The 5,606-nt window shown below is 71.3% G+C and carries 7 protein-coding genes; 3 read left to right on the top strand and 4 right to left on the bottom strand.

Features of this window, described 5'->3' with window-relative positions; translation table 11 throughout:
• Positions 1 to 284 precede the first annotated feature (284 nt).
• The 3 genes from ACIQV3_RS39020 to ACIQV3_RS39010 all read left to right on the top strand — a co-directional run bounded on the left by ACIQV3_RS39020 (position 285) and on the right by ACIQV3_RS39010 (position 2,842).
• Positions 285 to 1,421, top strand: a complete 1,137-nt coding sequence (locus tag ACIQV3_RS39020; protein ID WP_403721676.1) for a cytochrome P450 — start codon at positions 285 to 287, stop codon at positions 1,419 to 1,421.
• Between the two features lie 68 nt (positions 1,422 to 1,489).
• Entirely contained in the window at positions 1,490 to 2,278 is a 789-nt protein-coding gene (locus ACIQV3_RS39015) for a crotonase/enoyl-CoA hydratase family protein (protein ID WP_403721673.1), read from the top strand.
• A gap of 111 nt (positions 2,279 to 2,389) precedes the next feature.
• Positions 2,390 to 2,842, top strand: a complete 453-nt coding sequence (locus ACIQV3_RS39010) for an NUDIX hydrolase (RefSeq protein ID WP_403721670.1) — start codon at positions 2,390 to 2,392, stop codon at positions 2,840 to 2,842.
• A gap of 2 nt (positions 2,843 to 2,844) precedes the next feature.
• Here ACIQV3_RS39010 and ACIQV3_RS39005 read toward each other — a convergent pair whose 3' ends face one another.
• From ACIQV3_RS39005 to ACIQV3_RS38990, 4 genes are all read right to left on the bottom strand, one after another.
• Complete coding sequence (locus ACIQV3_RS39005; RefSeq protein WP_403721669.1) at positions 2,845 to 3,267, bottom strand: DUF6086 family protein; 423 nt, start codon at positions 3,265 to 3,267, stop codon at positions 2,845 to 2,847.
• Positions 3,264 to 3,935 (bottom strand): trypsin-like serine peptidase, encoded by a 672-nt coding sequence (locus tag ACIQV3_RS39000; protein ID WP_403721666.1) that lies wholly within the window; start codon positions 3,933 to 3,935, stop codon positions 3,264 to 3,266. The genes ACIQV3_RS39005 and ACIQV3_RS39000 overlap by 4 nt, the downstream gene beginning before the upstream one ends.
• 442 nt (positions 3,936 to 4,377) lie before the next feature.
• Entirely contained in the window at positions 4,378 to 4,794 is a 417-nt protein-coding gene (locus ACIQV3_RS38995; protein ID WP_403721664.1) for a PIN domain nuclease, read from the bottom strand.
• A complete protein-coding gene (locus tag ACIQV3_RS38990; RefSeq protein WP_403721663.1) occupies positions 4,791 to 5,030 on the bottom strand; it encodes a type II toxin-antitoxin system VapB family antitoxin in 240 nt (79 codons plus the stop codon). The genes ACIQV3_RS38995 and ACIQV3_RS38990 overlap by 4 nt, the downstream gene beginning before the upstream one ends.
• Between the last annotated feature and the right edge of the window lie 576 nt (positions 5,031 to 5,606).

Raw genomic sequence — 5,606 nt, 5'->3', positions numbered from 1 at the left:
CGTCCGTTTCCGGCTTGACCTGTCCGGGGCGTGGCATCCAGGCACCTCCTGAACAGGCAGCCTACCAGCCAAGATCCTTAAGTCACTGGTATTGCCCCTAGATCCGCATCTTCCTCCCACACATACCCGTTGAACCGGCGTCTTTGTCGATTGCCGATTCCGGAGCTTCTGTGCCCCCCTCCGCCCCACCCCCCTCCTCCCTCTCCTCCCCCACTGCCCTCCCCACCCCGCCCGCCGACCTGTTGGCCGCGCGGGTTCGGGATCCGTACCCCTACTTCGCTTGGTTGCGCCGCCATGCGCCCGTCCGTGCGGAGCGCCGGGACGGGCGTCCCACCGTGTGGCAGGTCTCCCGATACGAGGACGTCCGGGCGCTGCTCACCGACGAGCGGCTGAGCAAGGACCCGGGGCGGGTGCCCGGCTACGTTGCGGGGCCGGCCGGGCTGAACCGGCATCTCGTCCATGCCGATCCGCCGGACCACACCCGGCTGCGGACCTTGGTGAACACGGCCTTCGTGCCCCGCCGCATCGCCCAGCTGGAACCTTTCATCACAGCCACCGCCCACCTGCTCCTCGACCGCGTCGAGGGCCACGTCCACGTGGACGTGATCGGGGACTTCGCCGCGCCCCTCACCTTCCGGATGATCTGCGCGATCCTCGGTGTCCCCGAGGAGTTGGACAACGCGGAGACCCGGGACACCCTCATGGCCACCATCGCGCCCGCTCCCGGTCTGGATCCGGCACGGGTGGAAGGCGCGCTGCACGCGCTGCTCGACCGGCTCGTTGCCACGAAACGTACGGGCGACGAGCAGAGCGGAGTGGACCTGCTGGGCGCTCTGGTACGGGCCAGCGACGAAAGCGGCGCGATGAGCGAGGAGGAGCTGCGGTCCACCGCGTACCTCCTCCTCCTGGTCGGACACGACACCACCATGAACCTCATCGGAAACGGCACCCTCGCCCTGCTCCGCAACCCCGCCGAGGCCGCCCGGCTCGCAAAGGTGACGGTGACGGTGACGGCACCCGACCTGGTCACCACAGCCGTCGAAGAGCTCCTGCGCTACGACTCCCCCGTGCGGGACGCCACCTTCCGCTGCGCAGCAGAATCGATCACCCTCCACGGACAGGTGATCGGCGAGGGGGACATCGTCAGCCTGCTCATCGGCTCGGCGAACCGGGATGGCCACCGTTTCCCCGAGCCGGACCGGCTCGATCTCGGGCGGACGCCCAATGACCACCTCGCCTTCGGCTACGGGCCCCACTTCTGCATCGGCGCCGCCCTGGCCCGCCTCGAAGGCGCCGTCGCACTCCCCCTGCTGCTCCAGCGCCTGGGCAACGTCGTACTGGCCAAGTCCGTCGACGAACTGCCCTGGCGGCCGACCCGCGTCATGCGCGGACTGGCCGCGCTGCCAGTGGTACGGGACTAACCCCTCCTCCTCCCCCCACACCCGCACACCCGCACACCCCCACACCCCCACCCAAGGAGCACCCCCACATGCCCGACCCCGCCGTACTGACGGCCGAACCCACCCCAGGCATCCTGCTCATCACCCTCAACCGGCCGCACGTCCGCAACGCCGTCGACCGGCCGCTCGCCGAGGCGCTGGACGCGGCGCTCACCCGGCTGGAGGAGGATCCGTCGCTGGCCGTCGGCATCCTCACCGGCGCGGAGGGCCACTTCTGCTCCGGCATGGACCTCAAGGCCTTCCCCACCGAAGGCGTCCCCGTCGTCGCCGGGCGCGGGCTGGCGGGGCTGACCAGGGCTCGGGGACGCAAGCCGCTCATCGCCGCCGTCGAGGGTGCGGCCGTTGCCGGTGGCTTCGAACTGGCCCTCGCCTGCGACCTGATCACCGCGGCCGACACCGCGTTCTTCGCCCTGCCCGAGGTGGCCCGCGGCCTCATCGCCTCCGAAGGCGGAGCGATCCGCCTGCCCGGCCGGCTCCCGTACCACGTGGCCATGGAGATGCTCCTGACCGCGGCTCCCCTGCCCGCCGCCGACGCGGCCCGCTACGGCCTGGTCAACCGCCTCGCCCCCGAGGGCCAGGCCCTCGAAGCGGCGCTCGACCTGAGCGCCCGCATCCAGGCGCATTCCCCCCACGCCGTCCACATCACGAAGCAGATCGTGCAGAATACCCGGGGCCTGAACGACCACGCCGCGTTCTCCGTCCAAGACCCGCTCAGCACACCCGTGTTCGCCACCACCGCCGCCACGGAAGGGGCCCACGCCTTCACCCAGAAACGCTCCCCCGCCTGGGACGGCCCCCCGACGCCCCAGCACGCCTGATCCCCGAGACCCGTCCCTCGCCCACCCTTCGCCCACCCCTCGCCCACCCCTCACTCCTCGCTCCCATCCGACCTCTCCCACCCCCCACACCCCCCGTCGTACGCTGGTCTGATGCACCCTTCACCTCGAACTCCACGGCAGGCAGCCAGAATCGTCGTGCTGAACCCCGCCGGATCCGTGTTCCTCTTCCGCGAGAACAACGTGGAAGTCGGCATCCACTGGCTGCCGCCCGGCGGTGGCATCGATCCCGGAGAGACGCCCGAGGAGTGCGTGCGGCGGGAGTTGCGGGAGGAGACGGGCTGGACGGACCTGGAGCCGGAGCGGCTGCTCTGCACGTGGGAGCACGACTTCACCCACACGGGCATCCCGGTGCGCCAGTACGAGCACATTTACGTGACCACCGGCCCGCACCGCGATCCGGTACCGGAGTACGCCGGGGCCCACTGGCGGTGGCTGTCCCCGCGGAAGCTCGCCACCCTCGGCGAACCGCTATGGCCGCCGCGCCTCGCCGAGCTGCTCGACAGGGCCCCCACCGAGCCGGTGCACCTGGGGCTGATCGCCTGATCTCAGCGCGGCATCCGCCGGGACAGCTCCCGGGCGGCCGCGCGCAAATCGGACTCCGCCAAGGACTCGAAGGAGCCCGGAAGCCCGGCCTGGACGTCCTGCGCCCCCTCCAGCGACTCACCCGGCGGCGGCCAGTGGACGTCCACCCCCGCCCGCTCCGCCAGCACCAGCACGGTGGCGACGAATCCCTCCGAGAGGGCGCGGATGACGGCGTGGCCGGTCCGGCCATGGCGGATGACGAGGGCTTCGGTGAAGACGCCGAGCACGGCCGGGTCGATCTGGCACTCGTCGTTCTCCATCGGGCCGATGCCCGATGCGAGGCCGAGTTCCGCTTCGAAGACGGCCACTTGGCGGTGGAAGAGGCGGGCGGCTCCGTTCGACGGGTTCCAGAGGGTCTCGGCGCCGAGGTCGTAGTACTGGCTCATCTGCCGGTCCCTCTTCCGGCCTCTCTTCCGGTCCCCCCTCCGGATCCTGATCCGGTCCCTCTTCCCGAGCCCCCCGCCGCCCGTGCGTACAGATCCGCCGCGAAGCCGGTCAGGATCGTGCTCGTCGAGACGTCGTCCGTGTCGCCGCCGGTCAGGACTCCGATGATCTTTCCGTCGGTGGCGATCCACGCGCTACCGCTCGTGCCGCCGGCGAAGTCCGCGCAGTCGAAGCGCTGTTCGGTGGTGCTGATCCGTACCGCGCGGGACACGCACGTGCGCGGGTCCTTGCGGTGCGACGGGTAGCCCGTCACCGTGACCTGCTCGTCCGTGCGGCCCGTGGTGTCCAGGACGGCGGCGCCGGTGACGTCCTCGACGTTGCGGCCCGCGGCGTCGGGGGCGAGGCGGGCGAAGGCCAGGTCGTAGTCGTCGTTGATCCCGTCCGACCAGCGCGGATCCTCGAACACCTCCGCGATCTTCCAGGTGCCGTACGGGGCCCGCCCGCCCGCGTACGCGGGTGCGAAGGAGGCTCCGCCTTCGCCGGCCCGGCCGGCGAGCAGGCAGTGGCCGGCGGTGGCGATCAGGTTCCGCCCCGGGCTGTGAACGACGGTCGCGGAACAGTAGTGATCGTCGGTCGAATCACCCTCGAACAGCGCCCCGGCGAAGGCCACGGGCCCGCCCGGCACGGAGGGCGAGACCGACGGTCCAGGGGTCCGGACGTCGGGCCGCCACCCTTCTTCCGATGATTGCAACTGCGATGCCGACGGCAACGGTGGCTGCGACTGCGACGGACGTGACGGACGTGACGGACGTGGCAGCTGAGCGGGCGACGACCTGGCAGGCGCTGGCGCCGGCGCCGCCGTAGTAGACATAGGGGACGCCTTCGCGTAGCCGCTGGGCTTGCCGTCGTCTGCCGGGACCACCTTCGCCATGGCCGCGGACGCGCCCAGCGCCACCGCCGCGCAGAGCACCGCGGTCACCACGGCCCGCTTCTCCATCGCAGACACCCTCCCCCTTTGCTTCGGCGAAGCATGCCCTGCCTCCGGCCGCCCCGCAAGGCAGAGCCCCGCTCCACCGCCTGACCGCCCCCGGCCCGACCGGTCCCCGGAGCTCTCAGTCCGCCGTCCCCCGCGGCACGACCCACCGCATCGGCTGGCCGGTGACCTCGGCGATCATGTCGTAGTCACCGTCGTAGTGCAGGACGGTGGCTCCGTGCCGTTCGGCAGTCGCCGCGATGATCAGGTCCGGGAGCGAGAGCGCCTTCCAGTTGCCCCCCTCGATGAGCTTTCTCTGCACGTCCAGAGCCCGGTCCCATGTCTCATCGGGAGTGGGGAGCCAGTCGAAGGCGCCCATGCCCTTGCGGACCCGGTCCGCATCGGACTTCGAGCGGGAGCTGTACATCACTTCCAGCTCCACGGCCCCACACACGGCGAGGACTCCCGCCACATGGAGAGGGAAGACCACCTTGTGCACAGCCGGCTTGGGATAGCGCGCCAGCGCAGACTTGTCGATCAGGAAGCGCTCGGTCATGCCGCCCTGTCCCGAACGTGCTCCGCGTCCGCGAAGGTCTCCGCGGCCGGTTCGACCGGGCCCGTCAGGTCGGGCAGCCCGCCCTCGGCGATCCAGTTCAGGAAGTCCTCCCGCTTGCGCCGGTTGACTACGTCCTGAAGGGCGGCGTTCACGGTCGCCACCTTCGTCTTCGTGCCGAAGAGCTCGGCGGCCTCCGCCAGCAGGGCGTCATCAACGTCGATCACGGTTCTGGCCATGGTGAACCTCCTCGGGGAGGGGGCCGACCGCCCCCTGTCCACTTAAACGATATCAAGATCGGCGTCAAGAGATATCGTTTCTGTAGGCAAGGCTCGTCCGGCGGCAGCGCAGACGACCCCTCGCGTGATCGCGTCAGGGTCGGGCCGCCCCAGGCCTGGTGGCGGTCGGTGTCGCCGTACCAGATGGGGTGGCCGAGGTTGCGGACGGTGTTGACCATCCAGCAGGCGCCCAGGACCGGGCCGGCGAGCCCCACGGGAAGCGCCGGGACCGGGCGGGCGGCCCGCGCACCCCACACCCCGGAGCGCCGGTACGACGGTGCGCGGGGCCTTCGCGATCTGCTCGGACATCGTGCTGCTCCTTTGGCGTGGAGGGATCTTGGCGATGACTTCAGTCTCGCGAGGGAAGCTCACCGGCACATCACGCCATGGAGTGGGATCCGGATCCAGTACTCAAGTAGCACGCGGACGAGGCGGCGGGGGGGGGGGGCCCCCGGGGCCCCCCCCCGCGGCCCCCCCCCCCCCCCCCCCCCCCCCCCCCCCCCCCCCCCCCCCCCCCCCCCCCCCCCCCCCCCCTAC

It is taken from the genome of Streptomyces sp. NPDC099050, from assembly GCF_044759865.1.
Classification (GTDB): domain Bacteria; phylum Actinomycetota; class Actinomycetes; order Streptomycetales; family Streptomycetaceae; genus Streptomyces.
The sequence above is the reverse complement of the archived record's forward strand: the minus strand, read 5'-3'. Positions and strand labels throughout refer to the sequence as shown.